The sequence below is a fragment of the Trinickia sp. genome (assembly GCF_057351765.1).
On the sequence record NZ_JBMRBK010000040.1, the window covers coordinates 90,626 to 116,042 of the forward strand.

Sequence of the window (25,417 nt, forward strand, 5' to 3'; positions counted from 1 at the left end):
AGTTCACATGCCTGCTTTGATGCTCGCGTGCTGTTCCCAGGAGATCGAAATGTCCAGCGTTCACGAGTACGGTCTGCCGCGCATCGCGCCCGCCACGTCGATGGCGAAACGCGTGTTGCGCGCGGTACTCGATACCGCGGTCATCGTCTATACGACGGGAGGCTTCGCCTTCGGTCTTTATTGCATTACGCGGCCGGCGTTCGTCACCGCGCTGGCCGGCTCGTTACTGATCGCCCATACGATGACGCTCAGCGCATTGCTAACGCACGAGCTGATGCATCAAACCGTGTTTCGCCGCAGGGAGTGGAACGATGCGCTGGCCCGCGTGCTTTCGCTGATCAGCGGCGGCTGCTATTACAGCTACTCGGGCCTCAAACGCCAGCATTTCAAACACCATCGCGTCAAAGCCGGCTATGACGGGTTCTCGATCACGGCCTGGATCGTCTCGCTGCCCGCCATGCCGCGCCGCATCATCGTTCTGATGGAATTTTTCTATATCCCCGCGTTGAGCGTCATCTCTCGCATCCGCTCGCTGGCCCTGCCGTTTTTCTCGCAGCGCCTGCGTCCTTTGCGCCTGCGCATCGCCCTGGTGCTCGGTGCCCGTCTCGTTTGCTACGTCCTGCTATGGTGCTATGCTCCGGCCGCCGTGCTTTGGCTTTTCGTCGGCTGGCTCGGCATGTTGAACATGCTGCGCGTCTACGATTGCTTTCATCATACGTTTTCGATTTACCCGCCCGGAACGCCCCTTCCGCCGCTCGATCGCGACTACGAACAACGCAACACGTACTCGTCGCTCTTCAGCCGCCGGCACGCGTGGCTCAACTGGCTATTCCTCAATTACGGCTATCACAACGCTCATCACGCGGAGCCTTCCGCACACTGGCTCGATTTGCCGCGCATCCACGAAACGCTCGCGCCGGACATTCGCGAACACTGCATCCTTTTTCGCAATCTCGTGAGCGCCTATCATCGCCATCGCATTCATCGAATCTATCGCGGCTTGGGACAGCCGGAGATCGTGGACGGCCGCGTCGTCATGGATCGCTTCTGGGGGGTGATCATGAATATTTCGTTCATCACCTACGACTTCTGAACGGTACATTCCGAATCGATCGACGACCGATCCCGAGCGACTGGCCTCAAGACACTGCGCCGGGTGAGGCGAGTTCCTGATAACGGCGATGCATCCCGCACCGCGATGACTTTGCGGCGTACATGGCCGCATCCGCTTTGAGCAGCAACTCCTCGGCCGTCAATCCGTCGGCGGGGAACTCGCTGATGCCGACACTCGCTCCAATCTTCAGCCGTTGGTCTCCAAGCTGCAGGTCTTCGTTCATCGCCTCGGCAATACGCATGGCGATCTCCTCGACCACCCCCGCCGACTGCATATCGACGATCAGCACGATGAACTCGTCGCCCCCTAAGCGCGCCGCCATGTCGCTGGCGCGAAGCACGCTGGCCAACCGCTCGGCGACGACGGTCAGCGCACGATCGCCGGCCCAGTGCCCGAGCTGATCGTTGATCTGCTTGAAGCGGTCGAGATCGATGAAGATCACGGCGAGCCGCTGGCCCGTTCGCGTCGCCGTGTCGATTGCAACCGCAAGCTTTTCCATGAACAGCATACGGTTCGGCAAGCCCGTCAACGCATCGTGTCCGGCCAGATGGGCGAGCTCGCGCTGCTTGCTGTGCAGCTCGCTCATCTGCAAGCGAATCTCCCGGCACATGCTGTCGAAACATCTCGCGAGAATACCGATCTCATCTGAGCGTTCGGTCGGCAACCGCGCATCGGGGGGATGATCGAATACGCGTAGTGCGGCACTCGCGAGTGTATGCAACGGTTTGGTCAGCGCACGGGCAAACAGGATGGCGAGCACGAGTGCAAACACACTGAAGACGATGACCATTCGCGTGATGCGCCCGCCTAGCGCGTCGGCCGGAACGAGCACAGTCGTCAGCGGCCTGGCGAGACCGAGCACGACGAAGCGGTTACCCTCCACGGCGCCGAACGGCGTCCGCGCAAACGCATAGATGCGCCCGTCGCGCCGGTGCTCGTAGCCGCTGATCGTCATCTGAGCGCCCGATTCGTCGAAGAGCGGCTTCGTCACGGGGAAAGTCTCCTGCATCAGCACGCGTTGTCCCCGATCGAAACCGAATGCCAATGCGGGATCCGGATGGATCAGGAAGTCTCCCCACTGATTGGCCATATAGACTTGATCGCGCTGGGGCAGGTCCCGCGCGAGACGTGCGAAGACCCTCGTCAGATCGACGTCGATCACGAGCACGCCGACATTCGCACCATTCGCTCCGACAATCGGAGTGCCCACCCGGACGATCGGCCGACCCGAAGCGGCGTGCGTGCCGGCTTCATGATTGATGACGATCGGCGACAGATAGATATGCCCCGCCGACACAGCCAAGGTGTCGAAAACATAGGCAAAGTGCCCCTTTTCTTGCAACCCGGCTTCCGGCACCGCGATCACCCCGTTCGGACCGCGGTCGACACGCACGCGCTCGAGGCCGTAATGCGCGCGCGAGATCAAGCGCAGCTGAAGATAGTCGGAGTGATACTGCATGAAACTCATGAACACCTGCTCGAGACGCTCGCGCCCGTCTAGCGGCGCATGCTCGACGGACTCCGAGATCTTGCGCGCGGAAGGCATGACGGCCAGGACCAGCGCGTCCTCGGCGACATCGTGCAACGCGGACGAAAAACGCTGATCGAGCAGCCGCGTCGATGTGAGCAGGCTCTGCTGCGCCTCGTTGACCAGCATTGTCCGATTGGCACGATATGCGTAATAGCCGGTCGCACCCGACGACACCACACCGATCGTGGCGAGCAAGATGATGAGCTGGGAAGTCAGACCGAGCTTCATCGTGGGAACCGTTCCGGTGGTTCGCCGGAGACAATGCGCCGCCACAACGACTCGCGCTGCGCGATGTCCTCCACCGGCTGAATCCAGAAAAGATGTTTGCCATTGTCGGCAGCATGGCCGGATGCGGGCCCCAATGTGCTCGCCAGCCCTTGACGCTGAGGCAGCAGCCCACTTACCTCGGGCTCGAGCATGTAGTTGATCCAGGACAATGCCAGAGCCCGATTACGCGCGCCGCGCGTGATGGCCCAGCAGTCGAGCCACGCGAGCGCGCCCTCGTCCGGGATGACATAGCCGACGTCCACTCCCGCTCGTCGCAACAGCTCGATCTGCTGCGTTCCATAGTTACCGAACATCATGGCAGCATGGTGTTGAACAAAGAGCGCCGTCGCCTCTTCAGGCAGTGTGTACAGCGTCAGCAGATTGCGCCGTAACTCGATGAGCTTGTGTGTGACCGTGCGCATCTGCGCCGGTGTCAAATGGAACGGGTCGCGGTAGCCGAGCGCCAGCGCGGCAAACGAAAAATTATGCTGCGCACTGTTGAAATCGAGCGTGCGGCCGCGGTATTGCGGGTTCCAAAGTTCGAGCATCGAACGAGGCTCGACCGGCACCTGCTTGCGGTCGTATATCAATCCCATCGATGAATAGGTGAAGGGAATGGCGTATACGGTGCCGTCGTGCTCGATGCCCCCGATCGTCGAGCGCTGCCTGAACATTGGCAACTGCAGGCGCGTGTTGGGAATCTTCGATACGTCCAGCGGAGCGAGGAGGTTGTGCTGGGTATAACGCTGAATTTCCGCGGTGTTAGCGGCGAGCACGTCGAAGGCCGGGGGCGAGCCCCGATGCATTTGCTCCCATAACGTCTCGTCGGAATCGACGAACGTCACCTGGACCTTCGCGTGAAAGCGCGTCTCGAATTGCTTGACGACATCGGCATCGGCATAGCCCGGCCATGCGAGTACGCGCAGCAGATTCTGAGGGACCGCATCGGAGGCACCCAACGAGATGCCGGAGATCGGCACGAGTGCGACGAATGCGGCGATTCCCCGCAAGAGGACTCGCGTTGGAAGCCGACCGCTAGTTATTCGTCCAATGAATCCCCGTAGATCGATACGCAGCCAGTTAGAACTTATTCGCATTCGACTGCCTTTTTTCACATCGACGCTGTCGCGCGAACAATGCCATAAAACCAATGCACGCGCAATTAGGGGACGATAGCTGTCGTTGCACCGTGTTGTCGGACAAAAACCCGCCAAATCGACCAGGATATATTGGTTCCGACGGCGCGCTGAGCCGCGATACCCGTTCGTTCGGTTTGCGGCGTACCACCCGGGAACCTGGTCGCTTCGCCACGCCTCGCCCGACATTTCGTGCGACCGTGTACCCGATCGGCCCTCCGGCGGACGATTCGGCAGCGCGCCCGGAAGCAAATTGCAGTAAGCGCCCCAATAGATAATGGTAATGGACCGCCCGATGCAATGTACGCGAAAAACTCCGCGACGCAATGGCTCCGATCTGTCTTTCTCGTCGTGAACTTTTCAGCTTTGGCCGATAGCGCGTCTCATTCTATTTGAGCAAGCTTTTACAAGCGACGGTTCATGTCACATCACAATCCGCCACACCTTTGTCCGCCGATGATCTTTACTGCTGACTATGATGCATCCTGCAATCCGACCAGAAGCCGTTGCCAGCGCTCCATTCGCTTGCGTGGCGCTCTTTTGCGCCTGCATGGTGAATATCGCCGGAAATCAATGTCATTCGCCAGGCAGGGCTTCGCTCGCCCTGAGATAAATCGAAAGGTTAGCCTGTTTTCTGGCCGGTATCATTTGACATTTTATTCAAATCGAATACCTCAATTCGAATCCGAATTGCCAGCAACGCTCTTCAGGAGGCCATCATGAACGCGCGCTATTCCCGCGGTGCATTTGCCGCTCTGCTAACCATTGCGGGGACATCCCCTCTACTTGCGGATGACGGTACCGACGTATCCGGGCGTTGTACCCTGCCGGCCGGCACGGTCGCGCTCGTGCAAAAACAGCTCGCTGCCGTCGTGAATCTGGGCGACGGAAACGGCGGCATTTTCAAACCCAATCGCATGTGGTCCGCCGTCGTCGATCGGGATGGACGCCTTTGCTCAGTCACCAAGCTCGGCGATGCGTGGCCCGGCTCTCGCGCTATCGCGATTGCGAAAGCCTATACAGCAAACGGATTCAGTAATGACAAGCTCGCGCTCTCAACGGCGAATCTCTACGGTGCGACGCAACCCGGCGGCTCGCTTTACGGACTCAACAACAGCAATCCGTTCGACGCGCGGTTTTTGGCGGACGGCACCGGCCAGGGGCGAGTCCTCGGCGGTGTCATCACGTTCGGTGGTGGCGTAGCACTGTATGTGGGCGGCAAAGTGATCGGCGGGCTTGGCGTCAGCGGCGATAGCGCATGTGCGGACCATGCGATCGCTTATCGAATGCGCAAACTAGCCGGCTTGGACGGTATTCCCGCGGGGGTTGGAGCAGGCAATACCGACAACATCCTCTATGCGACGAACCCGGTTCCCGTCGGTTTCGAGCATCCCCACTGCTTTCCCAGCGACCTGAGCGCCCAGCAAATCGCTCATCCCTGAGCGCAAGCGGACACACGCACACCGGGTCCCGCGCGCGATAGGTCCTCGCGTGGCCCCGGTTCTCTCGGCACGCTCGAGCGCGCCCGTCACTGCATTTCCCCTTTGCCGTCACGCCCTCCGCCTTCGAAGCGTAATATCGGGGTCGCATAATTATTGCGCCTCGATAGTAAAACTATTTCGCGCAATATTTACGCGAGATATTTGCATGACAAGAAATTCGCGGAATCGTTAATTAGTGCTTTCCGGACACGCCCTACATGGGGGTCGGCAGAGAAAGACTACGTATAGTCTGATAGTGGCACGGGTGATTTTCGCCCCGTTGCCAGGTAATCCTTACATCGGACCGCGCGGGGACGTTTTTTTCGACCCGGATCCAGTGAAAATAAGCATATCCTCCTGCGATAACCGCCATTTCAGGGCTATCTTCATTTCATATTAGCCCCATTTCCTCACTTGATAACACGAGAAATCTCGGTAGCATACGCCGGGCCCGAGCCACCCCCGTCCGCAAACTACCCGAGGTCCCGCAGTGCAATATCGCCTACTCTTCCGCCAGCTCTTTTCCGCCATCGTTTCCTGGCGTATTAACGCTAGAACATTATTTACCGGCTTCTTAGTCATATCAATCTCGATTCCCGCAGCGCTTTGGGCACCTAATGCGCTCGCTCAAAGCACGCTCACGATCAATGGTGTGAACTACACCTATTGCGCTAGCGAAGACAACCGCTGCTCTTTCAGCGGTACCGCAAACGTTGTCTTCGGCACCGCGAGCCCGCTTCAGTACACGCTCAATGGGCCGTTCACGAACGGCGTGACCTGCTCGAACGGCGTCGTGTCCCAAACCGATCCGGCCTACGGCTATCAAAAAAGCTGCTGGTACAGCGCGGGAACATCGAGCACGACGACGAGCACCTCTTCGACCTCGACGACTTCGACGACCTCGTGGACGAAATGTGCGGTTGAAAACGGCACTTGCTCGTTCAGCGGCACGATGACCGTCCTTTATGGCGGCAGCACGACCGCCAACAACGTGAAGAAGACGTTCACGAATGGGACCGCGTGCACGAACACGGCGTTCGGCACGGATCCCGACTACGGCGCCAACAAGAGCTGCTGGATTCCTTCGTCGGGAACGACGAGCACGAGTTCCGGCACGACCTCGACCAGCTCTCCGAGCACCTCGACGACGTCGACGGGCACGAGCAGCACGGGCACCACGAGCACTTCCACCGGCAGCACCGGCACGACGAGTACGACATCGACGTCGACGTCGAGCGGCAAGATCACCTGTGCCGCACCGGTCGCCAGCGCGGGTGGAACGCCAAAGGGCCTGATCTCCGCGGATACGCCCACTGCCGACGGTACACGCCTCTTCGCGCAGGGCAGCACGTTCAAACTGTCGTTCGTCACGTCCGCACCGGCGGCCGACTCCGTCGTCTGGTCGGTTCAGGACTACGTCGGCAACATCAAGGGCAGCGGCACGTTTGCGGTTGCCAGCGGTACCCAGACGAGTACGCTGTCGTGCCAGGCCTCGCTCGGCGGTTACTTCGCCGTCACGGCGACGCTGACCCACGCTGGCGGCACGCTGCCGCAAGCTGGCACGCGTCCGACCGGGATCGCGACGTTCGGCGTCCTGCCGAACGAGTCGGGTGTCATTCCGGCAGTCACGTTCGCGCATCAGGACCAGCATCGTTTCGGCATGCAAGGCTTCAACAGCAACGCGGCAGCGCTCGCGGCGCTGGGCATCTCGCAAACGATCGACGATCGCGAGCTTTCGGCCATGGAGCCCAACGGCCCGAACACGTGGTCGCCCTCGGTGAGCGGGTTGGACCCGGCCTATACGAACGGCAAGGTCATGCGTCTCGTGCGCCTCGATGGCATTCCGGGATGGGCCAGCCCGACGGGCGGATTCCAGGACGACACGAACGCGCCGAAGGATCTCACCTACTATCGCAACTTCATGTCGCGCGTCGGCTCGGACACGTCTGCGATCCGGCAAACGTACTTCCCGAACCAGCAGAACAACTATTACCAAGTGACGTGGGAGCCGCAGTGGACGGATTCGCAATCGAATTTCGTGCAGATGTATGCGGCCGTCTACGCCGGATTGCACGCGAGCGATCCTAACGCTGTCGTCATGGGCACGACCAATCCGCTGGTCGCCAACTGCCAGACGCAGTGCACGAGCGGGTATCTGCAAACGTACGCGGCGCTGGGGCTGGGTCAATACATCGACGGCATCACCACGCACGGTTACTACAACGCCGGCACCTACCCGTCGCATCCGCCCGAGCTCTATGACACGGACCCGAACCCCGCCAACGTCGCCAATGCGCTCGACAAGCAGATGCAGGCCCTGCGCGCGCAGATGCAATCGGTCAAACCGAACATGCGTCTCTGGTCGACCGAGCTCGGCATCAGCTACGATCCGGGCGTGGCGTACGGACCGAACTCGCCGTCGTCGAATCAGCTCTACGCGCAAGCCGCCGTTGCAGCGCGCGCACACCTGATCATCCTCGGCGAGGGCGCGCAGGTCACGTACTTCTTCTATGGGCCCGACTATCCGGATGAGGTGGGATACGGCACGTTCTTCGACGTGACCAATCCCCAAGGACAGTACGGTGCGAACAATCTGAGTCCGAAGCCGCAAGCGATGGCATTCGCCGCGATGACGCGCATCATCGACGGCACGCAAACGCTCGGACGCCTGAAGAATCTGCCGACGATGGTGTATGGCTACGCGTTCCAGCAACTGGGTGGCGGCAAAGTGATCACGGCATTGTGGACGCACAACAATGCACAGTGGCCCACGTCATCCGGCGCGTACAGTCCGACGTACAGCACGTCTTACGCGCTGCCCGTCGACGCGAGCGGCACGAGCGGCAACGTGACGGTGCTCGACGTCATGGGCAATGCGACGACCGTGCCCTATTCGAATGGTGTCGCCAACCTGACGCTGACCGAATCGCCGATCTACGTCGTATCGTCGAACGCGACGGTGACGAAGGCCAACGCGACCCTGCCGGTGGGCTACACCGGTCAATAAACACGCGGCTCACCAAGCTGTTCCGCCACCCGATGCAGGTCCCGGTTGACGGGTAAAATGCGGCGAGTTGTTCGTAGTGCCGGCGACATGCCGGCGCGATCGAACAACTCGCCGTCGACTTTCCCGCCTATCGAGGACTAGCGTGAACGATCTATCCGCCTTCCCCATTACCCGCAAATGGCCCGCAACGCATCCCGAACGCATCCAACTCTATTCGCTGCCCACGCCGAACGGCGTCAAGGTGTCGCTCATGCTCGAAGAAACGGGACTGCCCTATGAGCCGCACCTCGTCCGTTTCGACACGAACGACCAGGGGTCGCCGGAATTTCTCTCGCTCAATCCGAATGGCAAAATTCCGGCCATCATCGATCCGCAAGGTCCGGGCGGCAAGCCGCTCGCGCTGTTCGAATCAGGCGCGATTCTGATCTATCTGGCCGACAAAAGCGGCAAATTCATACCTCGCGACGAGGCGCGCCGCTACGAGACGATTCAGTGGCTGATGTTCCAGATGGGCGGCATCGGCCCCATGTTCGGCCAACTCGGTTTCTTCAACAAATTCGCGGGCAAGGACTACGAGGACAAGCGACCGCGCGATCGCTACGTCGCGGAAGCGCGCCGTCTGCTGGGCGTGCTCGACGGGGTGCTGGCTCACCGCGAATGGATCATGGGCGACGACTACACGATCGCCGATATGGCTACGTTGCCATGGGTGCGCAATCTCGTCGGCTTTTACGAAGCGGGCGAGCTCGTCGGGTTCGACGACTTCGTTCACGTCAAGCGAGCGCTCGAGACATTCGTCGCGCGGCCGGCTGTCGTTCGAGCGCTCGACATCCCCAGCCGGGGGTAACGCATCACGGCAACACCGTCAGGGAAATATGGGCGTCTTGGGCTCCCCGCCTTCGATGTCCACCTGCGGAAAATGCTCGTGCACCATCTGTTGGATTTCCTGCTCACGTGCCTGCGGCACGTCGACCATCAGCAATAGCTGCCCCGCCTTGATCGCGGCTTGAAACCGCTCGAGACGCCGACTGGGTTCGTCGACGCCGATCATCGTGGCCGTCCACGCACCGAACCCCGCGCCGGCGAGTGTCAATGCAACGACGGCACCCCCCGCAATCGCGAGCTGCGCCGGCGGAAAAACGAGTGCGACGAGCCCCGCAAGCGCGCCGGTCGCGCCACCAAACGCCGTACCGCGCGCCAGTGCGGCGACGACGTCGCTGGTTTGCAGCAAGGAGGCTTCGGGCAGCGCATCCAGGGTGACGCTGTGGTTGGCCAGGACGTGAATATGCCGCCAGATGATCCGCGCGCGCAGCAGATCTTCGACGATGGCTTTCGCCGAGCTCGCGTCCGATACGAGGAAATAGAGGCGCCGCATGTCGGGTCCTCCTTTGAGGTGGTGCAGATTTCAGTTATAGACGATAGCGCGGCCGCACGATGCGGCCACTCCCTCACATCTGCCTGAAAAGACCTACGGGGGCGGCCATTGTGTCCGCCGCACCGTAATACCGCTTACGTTTTGTCACCAGAGCGGCGTCAACTCGTGTCGTCGACGTGGCGTTAAACGGGCAGCGCTGAACATTTTCAGCTGCCCAACAAGGAGTCACCTATGAAGACGATTTTCGCTGCTCTCGCTTCCGCTCTCATCGTTTCGACGGCTTTCGCACAGACGACCGCGCCCGCGCCGGCGACCGGCGCCTCCGCTGCCGCGCAGACGGGCCAGGCCAATCTGAAGGCCGGCGCCGGAGCGTCGACGAGCGGGTTGAAGGCCGATGCGTCGACCAACGACGCTGCCACCGCAACCAACAAGGCGAGCACGGACGTTCATACGACCAGGAAGTCGGCGACACACGCGAAGAAAACTCACGCGCACAAGATGAGCAAGAAGCACGACACGAGCGCAAGTGCAGACAAGACCAGCACGAAAGCCGGCAACGAAGCGGCCGTCACGACGCCCGTGAAGACGGATGCGAAGGCCCCGGTCAAGGCCGGCGCCGATGCCGACACGAAGGCTGATGTCAAAACCGATTCGACGGTCAAGACACAATAAGTCCGACCGTCTCGGACGTGCATCGGCTCAGCTGACGCGAAGCCGGGCACACCGCTGAAGGCGAGCGCTGGCGCTCGCCTTTTTTTATCTGCGTCGCCCGAGACCCGGGAAGCGGCCCGGGAAGCAATTCTCAGCGCTTCTAATAGAAACGATAAAAACAAAAGATTTTTCAAAAAACTGCATCAATCCCAGACTAGCGGAGCCATTTGGACTAATCACGGCAAATCACCCCCGCCGTCGTCCCCAACGCTTGCACCGCGAACCGGTCGCGCATCTGGTACTGCCGCATACCCGCCTATAAAAAAGCTTTCGCTTCGTAATATACATTCCATTTTGTAAAGATCGCATCTTTACGGAGTGTAATAAATCTAAAAGAGTAATTAGTAGTCCTAATTAAAGGAGGAGATGTTGAAAGCCTTTCGATCCGCGCCGCTTCTTGCGGCTCCAAGCTTGTTGGCGATCGCCGCAGGTATGACAGTTTCCGGGAGCGTTGCGGCACAGGCGCTCCCGGCAAGCAGCCAATCTCAGGAAATACGGTTGCTCAAGGAGCAAATCGACAGTTTGAACAAGAAGCTCGACGCGCTCGCGGCAAGTCAGGCGCGAACCGAAGCCGCTCAAAGGGCACAGCAACCGTCACCGGCCGTCCCGGCCGCGAATACAGCCGCCTATGCGGGCGTCGATAGCGTAGCGCCGAAATCGAGCTGGACCGATAATCTGCCGCCGCGCCTGAAGTCCTTGCTGGAAGTGCTGGGCGAGATCGACTTCTACGGCAATCTGGATCTCTCGGTCGATTACGCAACGAAAGGCCTTGCCAGCTCGTACACGTTGCCGGACGGCACCGTCGTCAGCCCACGCGGCCATATGGGATGGCAGCCGGACATCTCGACGAATCTTTCGTATTTCGGCTTGAGAGGCAAGCGCTCGCTCGGCTCGTCGAAGGATCTGTCATTCGTCTATCAGTTCGAAACGCAGCTCGACGTCTCGGCAACGTCCGGTACCGGCAATTCGAACTCGGCACAGGATTCGACCGTCAAGGGTGCGCTGACTTCGCGCAACAGCTACATCGGTATCGCCTCGTCGAAGTGGGGGGCGTTCAAGGTCGGCAAAACCGATGCGCCCTACAAGAACTCCACGGCAAGACTGAATCCATTTTCAGGAACGCTCGGCGACTACGGCGCCATTATGGGCAACACGGGCGGCGACAATCGTGTCGAATTCGGAACCCGCCTCGATCATGCGCTCTGGTATGAATCCCCGAACTTCCACGGGTGGTCGTTCAACGCGCTCGTTTCGCCCGGACAGAACCGCGGTTACGAAAACTCCACGCAGGCTTCGGGCGAATCGAACTGTACGGGCGGCAACATACCAGGCAGCGGCGGCGGCCCCGTGGCCTGTAACGACGGCAGCTACGGCTCCGCATATAGCGCCAACATCGCCTATCAGGGTGGTCCGTTTTATTTCACGACCGCGTACGAACTTCACAAAGCGGTCAACCGATCAGGGGACGTGACCTCCACGCCCGCTGCACTCGCATCGTTGGACGGAACGGACCCCAACGATATCGGCAACGAATGGGCTTGGAAGGTCGGCATGCAGTACAAGCTGCCCACCCATACGACGCTCAACGGCGTCTATGAGGTGATGCGCCGGAAGATTCCGGCGTATCTCGAGGTACAAAACGAACGCAGCCGAAACGGGCTCTGGCTTGCAGTAACCCAGGACTTCACGCCGAAGGACAGCGTGAGCCTGGGCTGGGCGCATGCGTTCCACACACCAGGCGATCCGGGGCAGCACAACACGCCGCCTGTCGATCCGACCGCGCTTGGCACGGCTAATCCGCACAATGCGGCTAACCTGTTCGCCGCGATCATCCGACACAAGATCGACAAGCATACGACGGTGTATGCCGACTACGCGCTCATGCTCAATCAGCCCGCTGCGCACTATGCGCTGGGCGCGGGCGGCCGCGCGGTGACGGTGGACTGCCATGACGGCAGCTCCGTTTCGCAGGGCGCGCCGTTCTGCTATGCCGGTGGGCGCGAAATGGGCGTATCGGTAGGCCTCAACTACAAGTTCTGAGCGAGCACCACCGGCGGCTCATGCAGCGATGCGTCGAGCCCTTGCGTCATCCCGAGCGCCTGGCGTTCGAAAAGCCGCCGGTAAATACCGCGTTCGATGCGAATCAGCGCATCATGATCTCCTTGCTCGACGATGCGGCCACGGTCGAGCACGAGAAGGCGATCCAGCGCTCGCACGGTCGACAAGCGGTGCGCGATGACGATCGTCGTGCGTCCCACCATCAGCCTCTCCATCGCCTGCTGGATCAGCGCCTCGCTTTCGCTGTCGAGGCTCGAGGTGGCTTCGTCGAAGATCAGAATCGGCGCATCGGCAAGAAATGCCCGGGCGATCGCGACACGCTGACGCTCGCCGCCGGACAGCTTGATGCCACGTTCGCCAACGAGCGTTTCATAGCCTTTGGGCAACGCGGCGATGAACTCATGCGCATTCGCCAGCCGGGCCGCGCGTTCGATTTCGGCGCGTGTCGCGCCGGGGCGCGCATAGGCGATGTTCTCCGAGAGCGTCCGATGAAAGAGCAACGGCTCTTGTTGGACGATCGCGATTTGCGCACGCAGCGAGGCTTGCCTGACCTGCGCGATGTCTTGACCGTCGATCAGAATCGCGCCGCTTTGCACGTCATAAAGCCGTTGAATCAGCTTGATGAACGTGGTCTTGCCCGAACCCGAATGGCCGATCAGGCCAATGCGCTCGCCCGGTGCGATGCGCATCGAGAAACCGGCGTAAAGCGGCGCGGCGTGTGCATCGTAGCGGAACGTCACGTGCTCGAAGCGAATTTCGCCGCGCTCGATCGCGATCGCCGGCGCATCGGGCTCGTCGTCGATGCCGAGCGGATGGTTTTCGAGCGCGACGAGCTCTTCCATGTCATTGACCGAGCGCTGCAGATTGCGCACGAGCATCCCCACGTCGCGCAGGTAGCCTTGCAAGACGAGGAACATGGTCAGCGCAAATGTAATGTCGCCCACGCTGGCTTCGTCCCGCATCCACAAAACGAGCGCCGCCCCGAGCATCGCCGCCTGCATGGCCGCAAGCATCGCATTTTGTGCTCCGCCGTTGGCCGTGCCGCGCATCCAGGCCCGCCGGGTGCGGCTGCGCCATTTGCCGACGACGCGCGATAGACGCTCTTCCTCGCGCAGCTCCGCGCCGAATGCCTTGACGACAGAGTTGCAGGTCACCGCGTCGGCCAACGCGCCGCCCATGCGCGTATCCCACGCGTTGCCGAGCCGCGCGGCCGGTGCGACGAAGCCGACTGAAAGCCCCGCCGTGACGACGACGTAGACGAGCGCGCCCGCGCCGACGACGGCTCCCATGGCCGGCCAATGCATGCCGAGCAGCACGGTCGCGCCGACGAGCATGGCGAGCGAGGGCAACAGGCCGATCAGCAGCGTATCGTTGAGCAGATCGAGCGCCCACATGCCGCGCGTGATCTTGCGTACGGTCGAGCCTGCGAAGCTGTTGGCGTGCCAGTCGGACGAAAAGCGCTGCACGCGGTGGAACGCATTGCCCGCGATCTCGCTCATCATGCGCAGCGTGAGCGCGATGATGTCGAGGAACATCAGGTAGCGCAGCAGCGCGGCCGCGACGCCCAGCGCGATCAACGCGGCAAATGCGCTCAGCGCCGCGTCGAAGGCAGCCGCCTTGGCGTGCGCAGCCGTCGCGAGGGCGTTGACGAGGCGGCCTGCGAAGTACGGCGTCAACACATCGGCCAGCGCGCCCGCCAACGAAAGCAGCACGATGGTGCCGATTCGCCACGGCTGCTTGCGCCAGTGAGCAAAGGTATAGCCGAACACGCTCTTGAATGCACGGCCGCCGAAATCCAGTTTCTTGCGGGTCATAAGTGCTCCGCCCCGGGGACGCCGAAGCGGACCGGGGAATCGAAATCGAAAAAGAATGCGTCTACAGCGCCAGGCGTTCGCCTGCGCGCGCAAACCGCGAGTGATTGGTTGGGACGTTCAGCCGGGAAATACGATGCCCGGGTGCGGCAAAGCTAGCTGTGCCGCGGAGGTACCGTGACCGCGAAGGCCGGGAGTGGGGCCACGTAAAGGACGGCTGAAAGCGTTGTCGACACCATTTGGACGCCTCCTTTGCGTGTGGACGAAGTGAACGGAACGAATGAACCGGACTGCGATTGCGAGATTGTAGCAGCGGATGCGGCAACGCGTGGCCCGTCCGAGAATATCCCGCGGAACGAGCGGGCTATTTTCGGGGAGGGGGGCCCACAACGCTTCGCCCCCCCCGGCAATGCCGATTCAACCCAGTCCAAAGTCGACCCGAGTAGTCGGTCCGGTATCGTTCAGATCCTTCGCATCCAGCTTCGGCGTCGCGATGGATACCCGCTGGGCATCGACTTTCAAATACTGGCGAACCGCCTGAGCGCGACGCTGCGCCAGATCGCGAAGGCTCGCCTCGTCGATGGGAGCATGGGCGGCCAGTATCCGCTTCATGTCGTCGTCGGGCAGCGTCTTCGTGAGGCCGATGAAGTTGCGCTGCTTCTTGAAATCGGCGTCCTTGTAGGCCTTCGTCAAATACTCGCTGTATTCGCCCGGTGCGAACGTCACCGACGACACATCGGCATCCTGCGCGCTCCCACCTTGCGATTTGAGCTTTTCCTTGCGCACTAGATCGTCCACATACGCCAGCCTCAACGCGGGCGTATCGATGGCGGGATCGGCGCGGCCCGTCAGGTCCAGTTTGACTTCCGGTTTCTCGGCGAGCAGCTTCGCAATCGTATCGAGCTTGCTGCGCGTCGAGTCGGTCAGCTCGGCCGATCCCGGCGCAAACGCGACGTAGCGAAGCTCCCGTGCACCGCTCTCCCCGCTACCGCCCAACGCGTTCGCGAGCAGCGTGAACGGTGCCGTCACCGCACGCTCGACGAGATGCAGAATCGCGCCCCAAATGAGACTGCCCAGGCTGAACTGCGGATTCGAGAGGGAGCCCGAGACCGGGACGTTCACATCGATCTGTCCGCGCGAGTTCTTCAACAGCGAAATGGCAAGGCGCACCGGCAGCTTCGTTGCGGTGTCGTTCTCGACATGGTCGCCGAATGTCAGCTGATCGATGAACAGGTGATTGTTGGCCGTCAGCAGATCGTTTTCGAGCTTGTAGTGCAGATCGACATTGAGCGTGCCCTTCGTGATCGGATAGCCGGCATATTTGACCGAGTAGGGCGTAAGGTTCGTGAGTTCGATGTCGTGCGCGCTCGCGCTCAAATCGAGCGACGGTTTCTCGGCGAGCGGATTGACCGTACCGCGGATTGCGATCGGGCCGTTGCCGGCCAGGCTCGCGCCGACATCCACGGGGGCCGGCGTGGTCGAATCCGTGCCGAATGCGCCGATCGTTCCCGTAATGTCGACGAGGTTCGCGTTGTAGTTCGGTTTCACGAAGTTGTCCGTGTATCGGACGTGCCCTTGCTGCAAGACGACTTCGCCGACATGAACATGGACCGGATTCGACGGCGTGGACGGCGCGTTGTGTGCCACCACCACTTCGCTCGTGTGCCCTCGATGCGTGGCGGCGTCCGTCGCCGCCGCGTCGCTCTTCTCGCGCGCGAGCACATCGTCGAGATTGAGCTTGCCCTGTGCGCTCAGCAACACGCTGCCGAAGAACTGCGCGAACGTCACACGGCCGATGTCGATATCGGTGGCCCGGCCGTCGTAACGCACATTCGTACGCGCCAGCACCAGTGAACGCCATCCCGCGAGCGGGGCCGAAGTGACGCGGTCGAGCAGCCGTACATCGACGAGCGCCGCACCGCCCCGGTAACTCGCCTTGACGCCATCTTTGGCCGTCGACAACTTCAGTTCGCCCCCGGCATTGACGAACGCGCTCTTGACGGCGGCGTTCAAGCTATCGCCGAAGTACGGCTCGAACGCCGCCACGTCGAGACGGTTCGCATGGAGCTTCAGCGACGCGTCGAGCGGGCTCGGCACTACGCTTCCCGAGGCTTCGAGCATGCCCTTGCCGTTCAGCGTCGCATCGAGCTTGATGGGCAGCGGACGGCTCATGTCGTCGCTGACGTTTTGCGCCTCCAACTGAATGGACGAAAAGTGCACGGTCGCCGGCCGGGCCGGCACCTGATCGACGATATCGGCCGACGCGTCTTTCAAACGCAATTCGCCGATCGAGTAATGCCACGCGGGGGAGTCGCCCGCGGGCTGACCACCGTTGGCCGCGCGGGCGTCGCGAGACTTGCGTGCGACGGCCGGCCGCTGAGCGTGGTCGGCCTCGTGCTCGCTCGCGCGCGCATCCGCGGGCGCTTGTGCCGGTTTCGGCGCTTCGGCCCACGCCGCAAGATCGATGCGGCCGTCCTTCAAGCGCGTCGCCTTGACCGCGAGGCCGGTCGCCTCGACGCTCGATAGTTCCGCCTTGCGTCCCGCAAGGTCGATCTGCTTGACGCCGATGCGCGCGTCGCCGAGCGCAACGTCTCCCGAGCCGCTGGAACTGGCCAGTTTCAATGACTTGAGCGTCAAGTCGCCATCGCTCACATGCACATTCACCGGCGCCTTCGACCAATCGACCTTCACCGGCAAGTTCGCCCCGAGCGTGCCAGCCGAAACCTTCGCAGCCGTGGCGTCGGCCAGATACGGCTGGGCCAGCGCGAGCGGCAACGCCTCGGCCGCGAGCTTTGCATCGGCGGTTTTGGCGTCGAGATCGAACGAGCCGGTCGCCGCAAGCGTGCCGCCCTGGGCGAGCGCCGTGCGCACCGCGTAGCGCACCGGGCGCTTGGCGAGCGTCGAAAAATCGTCGACCGCGACCGTCAGATGGTTGAGCCCAAGCGCCACGGGCCGAGCGGGCGTGCGGTCTTCGAGTGCGATGTCGCCGTCGTTGAGCGCCAAACGCTTGATCGAGAGATCGAGCGGCGTCGCGGTGACGGTCGCGCCGGATGCCGCGGCCGGCACCGATGCTGCCGATGCTTCCGTGGCCGATGCGGCCGAGCCTGCGGACGCACCCTCCGGCGCGGCGGCAAACGTACGCGCCACGCTGAGTTCGCCCGAACGCTCGCGCACCAGATGCAATGACGGCTGATCGAGCCGAATTTCGTCGAAGCGGAACACGCGCTGGAACGGTTCGAGCGAAGCGGCCGCAACATGCAGCGCATGTGCCGAAAAAAGCGGCGCGCTGCGTTCGTCGACGACGCGCGCATCGGCCAGATCGGCGGTGCCTGTCACAGTGAGCGCCGGCGCATCGCCGGTCATCACGAAGTGCAGCTTCAGATCGCCGGCAAGCCTGCCGTTTTGCACGGTGACAGGCAGCTTGACCGGCGCGTACGACAGCAGGCGCGGCACGTCCAGATCGGCAAACTTCAACGCGATTTCCGATTCGCGCGACGCCGCGAACGGTTTCGTCTTGCCGCCAATGCTGATGGGGCTGCCGTCCACACGTGCGACAAAACGAGGATCGACGAAGATATCGGTCTTCGAAGGCAGCGTGGCGACGAACGGCACGCCCAGCGAGAGCTGATCGATCACATGCCGCGCGCCGAGCAATCGGTCGTCGAAATCGATGCGGCCGTTGTCGACATCGATGTTCGAGACGGAAAAACGCGCCGGCCCCGTTTGCGGCTTGGAAGGCGTCGAGAACTTTTCGACGATATCCGTGAAATTGAAGCGCTGCGCATCGAGCCGCACGATGTTCGCGTGCGGCGAATCGATCGTCAACTCGTCGACGATCGGCGCGAAGCGCAGGATCGTGAGCCATGACAGGCGCACGACGAGGCGCTCGGCGCTGAAGAAATCGCCTGGCGCCGCCTTTTCGCCGATCCGGATGCGATCGGCTTCGAGCCGCAGCGTGTAAGGATTGAGCGTGACACGCCCGATCGTCACCGGCCGCGCCAGTTGGGCGCTCAGTTGCTGTTCGGCTACGTGCCGCAGAAGCGGCGGCGCGGCGAAAAATCCCAGCAGCCCGAAAAGGGCGACGATGACGACGATCGAAATCGCCCACCGACGCGCACCGCGCGAGCGCACCACGCCGAGTAGCCGGGTCAGCGCGCCTCCATTGCCGGCATTAGAACTGCTCGTCATCCACCCTCCGGTTTACTTGCGCACGAGCGCAGGCGGTTGCCAATTGCCATCCGCGGCGCCGGTTTGCGGGGCGTAAAGCCGCAAAACGAGCTCAAAGGGGCCCTTCGGTGCCGGAACCCAATTCACCTGTCGCGCACGCCCGGGCGACGCGCTCTGGACATAGATGTCGACCGAACCGTCGCGGTTGCGCCGCAGACCGTCGCGCGACGCGACCGAGAGATGCGGCAGCCGGCCATCGGCCAGGGCGCCATCCGCGGTATAGGCGGTCAGTGTCCAGAACCCGCGCACCGGCGGCAAGGCCTTGGCCGAAAAATGCAGGATATAGCGGTTATCGCCGTCGAGCGGCTCCCCCTGCGCGTCGACGGACGTGGTCGCCACGATATCGTCCTCCTTCGTTCCACTGCCGGGGCGCGTAAACGTAGCGTACGCCCGCAGCGCGTAATCGTCGGCGTAGTGTCCGACGCCATCGGCAAGCCACGTCCAGCCGTTGCCCGACAGCGCGTTGACGGGCGCGCTGGCAAGCCGTGCATGCGCATCGGCGATGCCGTCCTTGATCGCATCGGCCGCGTCGCGCGGCAAATGCGCGGCTTCGCCCGGTTTCACACCGAGATCGGCGAGGATCTCGATCTCATGCGCCTCGGCCGCGGAAGGCGGATTGTCGCGCAAGGCATCGGCAAGACGCCCGAAGAAAGCATCTGGGTCGAGTGCGGCCACCGCCCTGGTTTGTGCGGCGGGTGTGTCGGCAAGCACGATCGATTCGCCGTCGCTGTCCGATTCCGCGCGTTTGCCCGGCTTGAGCCGTTTGCCGCCTTTCGCGCGTTTGCCGTGCTCCTCGACGAAAGCCGAAAGCGGTTCGAGACGCACGAGGCTTTGCAGTCTTCGCGCGGCTGGCACCTCGCGAGGCCCCGTCGCCGCGAAACGCACCGAGAGCCACAGGCTCATGCCCGGCGCATCGACACGTTCGACGTCAGCAGGCAACTGCCGGTCCCAGCCCGGCGCCACGAAGGCGATAGCGCTCGGCTTGGTGAAACCGCGCGCATTGGCAAACTTGCCCGTCGACCAGACGACGTTCGTCCACATATCGAGCGCCCGGGCGTCGAGGTATTCGCCGCGCGTATTCGGCAGTAAGAGCACCATCGGCTCGGCGCTCAGATCGAGCCACGCCGTCGATGCCAGCGTGTCCACATCGGCGTGCGGCAACACGCCGGCATCGTCCGCTGCCGGTAACGTGTCCTGGCGTTGCAGAGTGTTCACTCCCGCTCCGGGCGCCTGCCCCGCCGCGGCCGCCGCGCGGGCACTCGTCATCACGACGAGCGGGTAACCGAATACATAAGAGTCGGAGACTTCGTCCTTGGTCCAGCCAGGGTTACGAGGCGTGCTGGTCGTGTGCATCGGCGCGGCACATCCGGCCAGCACGAGCACGGCAACGCCGACGATCCATGATGCAGCCCCGGCGGGTGAGAATGCGTGTCGCATTGTTGTTGTCTTTTTCATTTAGGAGTCGATGAAATATCCGCAAAACGGCATCGAGGATCCGACACATGGCACGCCGTCCGGCAAAGACGGCGCTCCCGGCTTCGTGTCGGATCGCGAAAGGGTTTTATCGTATCCTCAGGCGGTAAGCAAGGACAACTCCGAAGCGAGGCCCGGATATACGTTTTGTTCGCTTTTTCCCGCTCCGACCGCACGACGCCGCCCGAAACCCATAATGTGCCCACGCGAAGCCCTTCATCACGCGAGCCGCAGCGGCGCCGCGGCCGGATGGACGGGGTTTGCGGCGTGCGCGAAACTGCCGCTTGACCTTCCAATGATGGGAAGGTCAAAACTGTCGTTCATCGCGGCAGTGTCCGCTTGCCTATGCCGATTCCCATCATGACCGATCTCGCCTCTCCCCCAGCCGCGGCGGCCTCAGCGGCCGCGACCGCCGAACTCGATATCGGCGGCATGAGCTGTGCCTCGTGCGTGCGGCGCGTCGAAAAAGCGCTCTCGCGCGTTCCCGGCGTCGTCGACGTCTCGGTGAACCTCGCAACCGAGCGGGCCAGTGTCGGGCTCGCCACCGCCGCCGCGCCTGCGACGCTCGAGGCGCTCGTCGCGGCTGTCGCGGGGGCCGGCTACGAGGCGCGGCCCGTCGTGGAGGCGCCACGTGGATCGGACCGCGATTCGGGCACTGCGGCCGCAGGCACCGATGCCGATCGCGATGCCGCGCGCCATCGGCAATCGCAGCGCGAACTGGCTGCGGTGGCCGTCGCCGCCGCTTTCTCTTTGCCACTGATGTTGCCGATGCTCGCCGAAGCCGTCGGCGGTCACTGGATGCTGCCGGCATGGCTGCAGTTGATATTGGCAAGCGTCGTGCAGTTCGCCTGCGGTGCGAGGTTTTATGTCGGGGCCTGGCATGCCGTGCGCGCTCGCACCGGCAACATGGATTTGCTCGTCGCCCTCGGCACTTCCGCCGCCTATGGGCTCAGCGTGTGGCAGATGAGCGTGCATCCTGGCGACACGATGCACCTGTACTTCGAAGCCTCGGCCGTCGTCATTGCGCTCGTGCGGCTCGGCAAATGGCTCGAGACGCGCGCCAAGCGCGAGACCACTGCCGCGATCCGTGCCCTGAACGCGCTTCGGCCCGACCGCGCGCGGCTGCGGCAAGCTGACGGCAGCGAGCGCGAAGTGCCGCTCGACGAGGTGCGCGTCGGCATGGTCGTTCTCGTGCGGCCCGGCGAACGCGTGCCCGTCGACGGCTCGATTCTCGAAGGGCGCACCCACGTGGACGAAGCCCTGATCACGGGCGAAAGCCTGCCCGTCGCGAAAGCGCCCGGCGACCGGCTGACGGCCGGTTCGATCAACGGCGAGGGGCTCGTGGCCGTCACCACCACCGCGATCGGCGCGGAAACCACGCTCGCGCGCATCGTGCGGCTCGTCGAGACGGCGCAGGCCCACAAGGCGCCGATCCAGCGGCTCGTGGATCGCGTGAGTGCCGTATTCGTACCGGCGATCCTGTTGATCGCCGCGGCGACGTTCGCCGGTTGGCTGCTCTCGGGCGCATCGGCCGAGACCGCCATCCTCAACGCGGTGTCAGTGCTCGTCATTGCCTGCCCTTGCGCGCTCGGCCTGGCCACGCCCGCGGCCATCATGGCGGGCACGGGCGTCGCGGCACGGCACGGCGTGCTGATCAAGGACGCCGAAGCGCTCGAACTCGCGCAACGCGTCACGGTCGTCGCATTCGACAAGACCGGCACGCTCACGCTCGGCAAGCCGCGAGTCGTCGCATTCGAAAGCATCGGGATCGAGCGGGACCGGGCATGGATGCTCGCTGCCGCGCTCGAACGCGGCAGCGAGCACCCGCTCGCGCGTGCGCTCCTCACCGCATCCGAAGCGCAAATGCCGACGGAAACGGGCGGCAACGTACCGGCGGCAGCACCGCTGCGGGCGCTTCACGTCCAGGCAGTGCCGGGCCGGGGCGTGCAAGGGGAAGTCGAAAGCACTACGCTCATGCTCGGCAATGGCGGCTGGCTCGACGCGCTCGGCATCGCCCCGCCAGCACCCGTGCTCGCGCGGGCTCGCGAACTCGAGGCCGCCGGCAATACCGTATCGTGGCTCATGCGCGCCGAAGGGTCGGGCGCGAGCGCAACCGCGCTCGCGCTGATCGCATTCGGTGACACGGTCAAGCCCGATGCACGCGCTGCCGTCGAGCGTCTCGCGGCGCGCGGAATCGAGAGCGTGCTCGTGACCGGCGACAACCGCGGCGCCGCAGCTTCAGTGGCCGCTGCGCTCGGCATCGAAACGTTCCACGCCGGGGTGCTGCCCGCGGACAAAGCGCGCGTGGTGCGCGAAATCAAGGCGCAAAGCGGCGGCATCGTCGCGATGGCGGGTGACGGCATCAACGATGCGCCCGCGCTTGCAGCAGCCGATATCGGCCTCGCGTTCGCGAGCGGCACCGACATCGCGATGCATGCGGCCGGGATCACGCTCATGCGCGGCGAACCGTCGCTCGTCGCCGATGCGATCGACATCTCGCGGCGGACCTATCGCAAGATCCAGCAGAATTTGTTTTGGGCGTTCGTCTATAACCTGATCGGCATTCCGCTCGCCGCGCTCGGTTGGCTCAACCCGATGCTCGCGGGCGCCGCAATGGCGTTTTCGAGCGTCAGCGTCGTCACGAACGCATTGCTGCTCAAGCGTTGGAAACGGTAAACGGGAGCGGCTGGCGCATGGGTCCGTGGCAGCCGCCGGTCAACCGCCCCTGTGCGTGTGAGCGGTGCGCGCATGCCTGGCCGATGGCGTCAGCGTCGAAACGGATGCCGAAGGTGCGCCCGGCGCTGCGCCTTGGCGCGACGGCAGCGCGGCAAGCCTCCCAGCCATCGCGTCGGCCGTGCCGCGGATATCCGCCGCCGCACCGGAGGCCGTGTCGAGAAACGCCGCGAGCGCCAACTGCTGGCTGCGCAGCAGCGCCTCGGTTTTTTGCTGTGCGGCGGCGCTTTCGCGCGCTACGCGTGCGAGGACGACGAACTGTGCGATCGCGAGCGCCAGCATCAGGACACTCGCGCACGCCATGATAGTCAGCAGGCGCGCGCTACGTCGGCGGCTGGCGGCCGCGGCCCGGCGCTCTTCAGCGAGCGAGCGCGACAGCGCAGCGACGGTCTCGGCCAATGCCGCCGTCGATGCGGTTTGTGCGACCTGCGCCGCGCCGATGGCATCAGCGGAACCGGAAGCGGGCGAGTCGGCCGATGGCGGTGCCAATGACGATGATGATGAAGACCCCTGCGCGGCGCCCGAGGTCCATGCGCGCTTGGCCGGCTGCAGCCTGTTGCGCGCCGGCCCGGCTTGGGCCGGGTCAGCGCTGCCGGCGTCATCGACACGCAGATAAGCGGCGATGTCCGCGATCCGCGCGCCGGCCGGTTGCGGAATGACTTGCGCGCGCATCGAAGCGGGTGCCGGCTCGTGCAATGCCGGTGTCCCGACTCCCGCCTCGGGATCCGGGGACAGCGGGACCGTTTCGGCCTCCCGCTCGGCGGCGGCTCGCTGCGCTTCGGCGCGTGCCCGAAGCGAATCGAGCGCATCGGCCGGCACTTCGAAGCCGGCCAACGTGCCCTGACGCGGATCGAGGTTCAATGTTTCCAGGGCGCCGAAGAAATCGCTGTCGAGGCGTTCGGCGGGCGATTCCTCGCGCGAGTCTTCCGGACGGTCACGCCCGACCGAGCCCTCGGCGACGAGCGCAGCGCCTTCGTTGCCCTCAGGGCCTGCTGCAGCAATTGCAGGCGTGCTCGGTTCGGACACGGTGGGATTCGACGGCGCATCCGATGCGGGAGAAGCGGCACGCGCGCGCCGTCGGGCGGTCGCCGGGCGGCTGACGCGAGAGGTCGAAGATGCTGCGGAATCTGCCATAGCTGGAAAGCGGAAAGACGGTAAAGCGAAGAGCGCGGTCATGGCCGCGCGCGAGCGCGAATCTATTCGGTCTTCGTGTTCGGCGAACGCCGCATTGTCGCACGATCGGCAGGCGCGACAGCAGGGGAATCGAGCGGTGCGGCCACGCCCGGTGCGGCGAATTTGAATTATCCTTTGCGCTTCGCGCGGTGGCCACCGCGTTCATCCGATAGGGCCGTTTGCCCCATACGCTTTATGTCCACTTCGATCGACGCTGCCATCGCGGCGCAAATCAGCGCCCTTCGCGAACACTATGCCCACACGGTCATGCCGCTATGGCGCGGAGCGGGCTACAACGCCGCCCTCTGCCTGCCGTACGAGGCCGTCGGCGCGAACGATCAGGCGCCGCTGCCTGTCGTCCGTTATCGCGCGATGGCCTGCGCGCGGCAACTGTTCGTGTTTTCGCTGGCCGGCGACGCCGAACATGCTCACACGCTGTTCGATTCAATGCGCCGCTATTTCCGCGACGCGCGCCACGGCGGATGGATCTATAGCGTCGATGCCGCCGGCGCGCCGCTCGATACGACGAAAGACCTCTATACACACGCATTCGTCATCTTCGCGTGCGCTCAGTATGCGAGCGCATTCGGCGAGCGCGATGCGCTCGACGTGCTGGCCGAAACGGCAGCATTGGTCGATGCGCGTTTTGCCGCGTCGGGTGGCCTCCTGCATGCCACGCTCGACGAGAACTTCTCGACCGTGCGCGCGGGAGCGCTGCAGAACCCGCTCATGCACTTGGCCGAAGCGTACCTGGCCGCCCGTGCCGCCACGGGTGAGAGCGCCTATGACCGCTCGCTCGCGCGGCTTGCCGATGCCGTCGCCGGCACATTCGTGCATGCGCCGACGGGTGCGATCGCCGAATTGCCGATCGGCACGGCGGGCAACCGGCTCGAACCGGGCCACCAGTTCGAGTGGTTTTATCTGGCGGCGAGCGCCGGCAGCACGATCGCCGCATCGGGGCTGGCCGAATCGCTCGAGCGCGCGTTCGTCTTCGCGCAGCGCCACGGCGTGGATGCCGTCACGGGCGGCGTGTGCGCCGCGCTCAACGAGGACGGCTCGATTCAGGATGCAACGCAGCGCATCTGGGCGCAGACCGAATATCTGCGCGCGCTGGCGACACGCGGTACGGCCGACGATCTTCGGGCACTCGCATCGCAAATTGCCGCGTTTCGCGAGCGCTTTTTGCATTCGCGCGGCTGGTACGAGTGCAAGACTCCGGCCGGCGATGTTTCGCGCGCCGATATGCCGTCGACCACGCCCTACCATCTGGCGACGGCTTACGCGTCGTTGCCGGGCGCACGCTGACACCGTGCGTTACGG

Annotated in this window: 16 protein-coding genes; 8 read left to right on the top strand and 8 right to left on the bottom strand. The window is 63.4% G+C overall.

The window, feature by feature from the left end:
- The first annotated feature begins 49 nt into the window (after positions 1-49).
- A complete protein-coding gene (locus tag ACO1XS_RS10765; protein WP_486390657.1) occupies positions 50-1,093 on the top strand; it encodes a fatty acid desaturase family protein in 1,044 nt (347 codons plus the stop codon).
- Between the two features lie 46 nt (positions 1,094-1,139).
- Here the strand turns inward: ACO1XS_RS10765 and ACO1XS_RS10770 are convergent, their stop codons facing one another.
- Both ACO1XS_RS10770 and ACO1XS_RS10775 read right to left on the bottom strand, forming a co-directional pair.
- Positions 1,140-2,873, bottom strand: coding sequence for a bifunctional diguanylate cyclase/phosphodiesterase (locus tag ACO1XS_RS10770; protein WP_486390658.1), 1,734 nt, complete (start codon positions 2,871-2,873; stop codon positions 1,140-1,142).
- Positions 2,870-4,009 (bottom strand): extracellular solute-binding protein, encoded by a 1,140-nt coding sequence (locus tag ACO1XS_RS10775; RefSeq protein ID WP_414720340.1) that lies wholly within the window; start codon positions 4,007-4,009, stop codon positions 2,870-2,872. The genes ACO1XS_RS10770 and ACO1XS_RS10775 overlap by 4 nt, the downstream gene beginning before the upstream one ends.
- A gap of 758 nt (positions 4,010-4,767) precedes the next feature.
- Between ACO1XS_RS10775 and ACO1XS_RS10780 the strand changes: the two genes are divergently transcribed.
- Positions 4,768-5,490, top strand: coding sequence for a GlcG/HbpS family heme-binding protein (locus tag ACO1XS_RS10780; RefSeq protein ID WP_331573927.1), 723 nt, complete (start codon positions 4,768-4,770; stop codon positions 5,488-5,490).
- A gap of 861 nt (positions 5,491-6,351) precedes the next feature.
- On the opposite strand, the gene ACO1XS_RS10785 is transcribed toward ACO1XS_RS10780, so the two are convergent.
- Positions 6,352-6,480 (bottom strand): hypothetical protein, encoded by a 129-nt coding sequence (locus ACO1XS_RS10785; protein WP_331573929.1) that lies wholly within the window; start codon positions 6,478-6,480, stop codon positions 6,352-6,354.
- Position 6,481: 1 nt separating this feature from the next.
- Here ACO1XS_RS10785 and ACO1XS_RS10790 point away from each other — a divergent pair, with 1 nt between their 5' ends.
- Positions 6,482-8,536: a hypothetical protein gene (locus ACO1XS_RS10790; protein WP_331573931.1), complete on the top strand. Its 2,055-nt coding sequence runs from the start codon at positions 6,482-6,484 to the stop codon at positions 8,534-8,536.
- 142 nt (positions 8,537-8,678) lie between these two features.
- The gene (locus ACO1XS_RS10795; RefSeq protein WP_486390659.1) at positions 8,679-9,383 is read left to right on the top strand and encodes a glutathione S-transferase N-terminal domain-containing protein; all 705 of its coding nucleotides are present in this window, start codon (positions 8,679-8,681) and stop codon (positions 9,381-9,383) included.
- 18 nt (positions 9,384-9,401) lie between these two features.
- On the opposite strand, the gene ACO1XS_RS10800 is transcribed toward ACO1XS_RS10795, so the two are convergent.
- The gene (locus ACO1XS_RS10800; RefSeq protein WP_331573935.1) at positions 9,402-9,911 is read right to left on the bottom strand and encodes a DUF1269 domain-containing protein; all 510 of its coding nucleotides are present in this window, start codon (positions 9,909-9,911) and stop codon (positions 9,402-9,404) included.
- Positions 9,912-10,142: 231 nt separating this feature from the next.
- On the opposite strand from ACO1XS_RS10800, the gene ACO1XS_RS10805 reads away from it, so the two are divergent.
- Positions 10,143-10,583, top strand: coding sequence for a hypothetical protein (locus ACO1XS_RS10805; protein WP_486390660.1), 441 nt, complete (start codon positions 10,143-10,145; stop codon positions 10,581-10,583).
- 537 nt (positions 10,584-11,120) lie between these two features.
- On the top strand, positions 11,121-12,662 hold the full coding sequence (locus ACO1XS_RS10810; protein WP_440559950.1) for a porin: 1,542 nt from the start codon (positions 11,121-11,123) through the stop codon (positions 12,660-12,662).
- On the opposite strand, the gene ACO1XS_RS10815 is transcribed toward ACO1XS_RS10810, so the two are convergent.
- From ACO1XS_RS10815 to ACO1XS_RS10825, 3 genes are all read right to left on the bottom strand, one after another.
- Positions 12,650-14,494 (bottom strand): ABC transporter ATP-binding protein, encoded by a 1,845-nt coding sequence (locus tag ACO1XS_RS10815; protein ID WP_486390661.1) that lies wholly within the window; start codon positions 14,492-14,494, stop codon positions 12,650-12,652. The two genes, ACO1XS_RS10810 and ACO1XS_RS10815, sit on opposite strands and share 13 nt — an antisense overlap.
- Before the next feature lie 414 nt (positions 14,495-14,908).
- Positions 14,909-18,679: a DUF748 domain-containing protein gene (locus ACO1XS_RS10820; protein ID WP_486390662.1), complete on the bottom strand. Its 3,771-nt coding sequence runs from the start codon at positions 18,677-18,679 to the stop codon at positions 14,909-14,911.
- 12 nt (positions 18,680-18,691) lie between these two features.
- Entirely contained in the window at positions 18,692-20,155 is a 1,464-nt protein-coding gene (locus tag ACO1XS_RS10825) for a DUF1254 domain-containing protein (protein WP_414720341.1), read from the bottom strand.
- Positions 20,156-20,551: 396 nt separating this feature from the next.
- Here ACO1XS_RS10825 and ACO1XS_RS10830 point away from each other — a divergent pair, with 396 nt between their 5' ends.
- Positions 20,552-22,867, top strand: coding sequence for a heavy metal translocating P-type ATPase (locus ACO1XS_RS10830; RefSeq protein WP_331573947.1), 2,316 nt, complete (start codon positions 20,552-20,554; stop codon positions 22,865-22,867).
- A 39-nt stretch (positions 22,868-22,906) separates the two neighbouring features.
- Here ACO1XS_RS10830 and ACO1XS_RS10835 read toward each other — a convergent pair whose 3' ends face one another.
- Entirely contained in the window at positions 22,907-23,950 is a 1,044-nt protein-coding gene (locus ACO1XS_RS10835) for a hypothetical protein (protein WP_486390663.1), read from the bottom strand.
- Between the two features lie 342 nt (positions 23,951-24,292).
- Between ACO1XS_RS10835 and ACO1XS_RS10840 the strand changes: the two genes are divergently transcribed.
- Positions 24,293-25,402, top strand: coding sequence for an AGE family epimerase/isomerase (locus tag ACO1XS_RS10840; RefSeq protein WP_331574102.1), 1,110 nt, complete (start codon positions 24,293-24,295; stop codon positions 25,400-25,402).
- The last annotated feature ends 15 nt before the right edge of the window (positions 25,403-25,417 follow it).

Excerpts from the sequence above, each read along its gene's own strand:
- ACO1XS_RS10800 (WP_331573935.1), bottom strand. The coding sequence starts at position 9,911 with ATGCGGCGCCTCTATTTCCTCGTATCGGACGCGAGCTCGGCGAAAGCC.
- ACO1XS_RS10840 (WP_331574102.1), top strand. The coding sequence starts at position 24,293 with ATGTCCACTTCGATCGACGCTGCCATCGCGGCGCAAATCAGCGCCCTT.
- ACO1XS_RS10765 (WP_486390657.1), top strand. The coding sequence starts at position 50 with ATGTCCAGCGTTCACGAGTACGGTCTGCCGCGCATCGCGCCCGCCACG.
- ACO1XS_RS10775 (WP_414720340.1), bottom strand. The coding sequence starts at position 4,009 with ATGCGAATAAGTTCTAACTGGCTGCGTATCGATCTACGGGGATTCATT.
- ACO1XS_RS10770 (WP_486390658.1), bottom strand. The coding sequence starts at position 2,873 with ATGAAGCTCGGTCTGACTTCCCAGCTCATCATCTTGCTCGCCACGATC.
- ACO1XS_RS10815 (WP_486390661.1), bottom strand. The coding sequence starts at position 14,494 with ATGACCCGCAAGAAACTGGATTTCGGCGGCCGTGCATTCAAGAGCGTG.
- ACO1XS_RS10820 (WP_486390662.1), bottom strand. The coding sequence starts at position 18,679 with ATGACGAGCAGTTCTAATGCCGGCAATGGAGGCGCGCTGACCCGGCTA.
- ACO1XS_RS10780 (WP_331573927.1), top strand. The coding sequence starts at position 4,768 with ATGAACGCGCGCTATTCCCGCGGTGCATTTGCCGCTCTGCTAACCATT.
- ACO1XS_RS10830 (WP_331573947.1), top strand. The coding sequence starts at position 20,552 with ATGACCGATCTCGCCTCTCCCCCAGCCGCGGCGGCCTCAGCGGCCGCG.
- ACO1XS_RS10790 (WP_331573931.1), top strand. The coding sequence starts at position 6,482 with ATGACCGTCCTTTATGGCGGCAGCACGACCGCCAACAACGTGAAGAAG.
- ACO1XS_RS10805 (WP_486390660.1), top strand. The coding sequence starts at position 10,143 with ATGAAGACGATTTTCGCTGCTCTCGCTTCCGCTCTCATCGTTTCGACG.
- ACO1XS_RS10825 (WP_414720341.1), bottom strand. The coding sequence starts at position 20,155 with ATGCGACACGCATTCTCACCCGCCGGGGCTGCATCATGGATCGTCGGC.